The sequence below is a fragment of the Eubacterium aggregans genome, assembly GCF_900107815.1.
Taxonomy (GTDB): domain Bacteria; phylum Bacillota; class Clostridia; order Eubacteriales; family Eubacteriaceae; genus Eubacterium_O; species Eubacterium_O aggregans.
Map to the genome: position 1 here is coordinate 1 of NZ_FNRK01000057.1, position 1,795 is coordinate 1,795.

1 protein-coding gene is annotated in these 1,795 nt (G+C 47.2%); it reads right to left on the reverse strand.

Annotation, left to right across the window (positions count from 1 at the left end; genetic code table 11):
- Nucleotides 1–17 precede the first annotated feature (17 nt).
- The gene (locus BLW33_RS13885) at nt 18–1,652 is read right to left on the reverse strand and encodes an IS1634 family transposase (protein WP_090310071.1); all 1,635 of its coding nucleotides are present in this window, start codon (nt 1,650–1,652) and stop codon (nt 18–20) included.
- Between the last annotated feature and the right edge of the window lie 143 nt (nt 1,653–1,795).

Consider the following 1,795-nt stretch of genomic DNA (forward strand, 5'->3'; position numbering starts at 1 on the left):
AGTATCCGCCATCATCCTTAGCACTGCGGTGAAGCTAATAGCGGCCTGACCCCGAGGGAGCGATAGAGTTCTTCCTGTTTCTTTAGAACCTCGCCCTGCACGGGTGCTTTCCCGGGCTCGAGGTAGCATTCGATGACATCAAGCTCATCCAGTACTTCATGGAGTGTATACTTTGAAAAGAGATCCGCCGTTTCCATCCTTTTCTTGATGGACGAGAGGAAGATGAGTGCGATGAATTCAACAAACAGCTTCCCTTCCAGGGCGCTTTCTGAGGATGTTAGGGCTCTGCGCATATTCAAACGGTCTTTTAAATCACCAAAGGCTTTTTCAACAACATCCCTGGTTCTGTAAAGTTGCAATGCGGCGACAGGATCTTTGATGTCGTTGCTGATAAGGGTGAAGAAGCCGTAGCGTTCCCGGGCCTGGTTGATTGCCTCCTGGTTGTAATCAAGGGTGATGCCTTTCTTCGGTGTCTCTTTGATGATGAAGTACTTTTTATAATGCTTTTCATGTTCCAGAACCCGATGGCCCGATAGGATTTCCTGTTTGTAGGCGTCCATCTTTTTATTGAAGATCAATGCATCGTTCGCCTGTTTTTCGGCATGGTAATAAAGATGCAGGTACAGCCGTCGACTACTTTTAAGGGTATCCCCCTTATTAGGACGCTTATGTTCATACTCCCACTGGATGGTTTTGGTGAAGACATATAATTCTAGTTCACCGTTATAGTTGGCATACTGATCCTTATCTCCGCCGATGTCATGGATGAATGTTTTGGCGTAGGACAGTGCGGTGGAGGTCCCGATTAAAAACTTCAGATGGTCTTTGTACAGGGCATTGATATTATCCTTGCTGTAAAATCCCCGATCCATGCAGAGCTTGATCTTGCCATAGCCCGGGGTGTCCAGTTCCCGGATCATCTCCTTCATGGTTTTGACATCCGGGACATTCCCGGCGATTTTCCGGTAATAGAAGGGTAGTCCCGATTCTTCACCGAACAACAGGGCGAGGTTGAATTGTGGCAGCTTATCATCCTCTTTGTTTTTGCCATATTTGACCTGTTTCAGGCTTTCGGAATAGCTGGAAATCGATGTCGTATCGTAGGCCCAGTACTCGTCTTCCATCCGTCGCTTTGCTTGAAGTCGGAAGAATCGGGCTTTATCCTCTTCGGTGATACACTGGAAGAGTTCCGTGCTGCGTTGGCTGGGGATATCTTGTCCGTCGGGATGGCGGTGAAGCTTTGCCCATTTTTTAAAACGGAACAGAGGGTTATTATCTTCAAGAATGAGGTAGTAGGCAATGGACAGAATCTGCTTATAGGTATTAGGAAAACAGGTTTTGAGATCTGCTGTAATCCCGGTTTCTTCCCCGATTCGATCGAAGAGATAGGTGGCACCATTGAAGACTCGTTCCCTGCGATCGGATGGAACAGGCCCTTTTTTTGATGCTGGTGGTGGTGCATCCATCTGCTTTGCCTGTCCTCGGCGTTTGCCACGGCCATCGGTCGCAACCACCTCACCAGTTTCAGGATCGAGTCGGCCAATAAGCTTTCGATGCGAACGCCCTTGCTTCTTTTCCTTATCCCAATAGGATGTTGATTCATAGACGTAAGTGATTCCACTGCGTTTATCGTGTTGATGGACAATTGACATCTCCGTCACCTCGTTACGTGTTTCTTTCATTATATCACATAACGAGCTTCAATTCAAGTCCAAAGTGCTGTTTATTCCTTATTCTATGCGGGTTTCGACGTTTCAACATCGTCGTTCCTCGTGATGTAAGACGGGAATGTAGG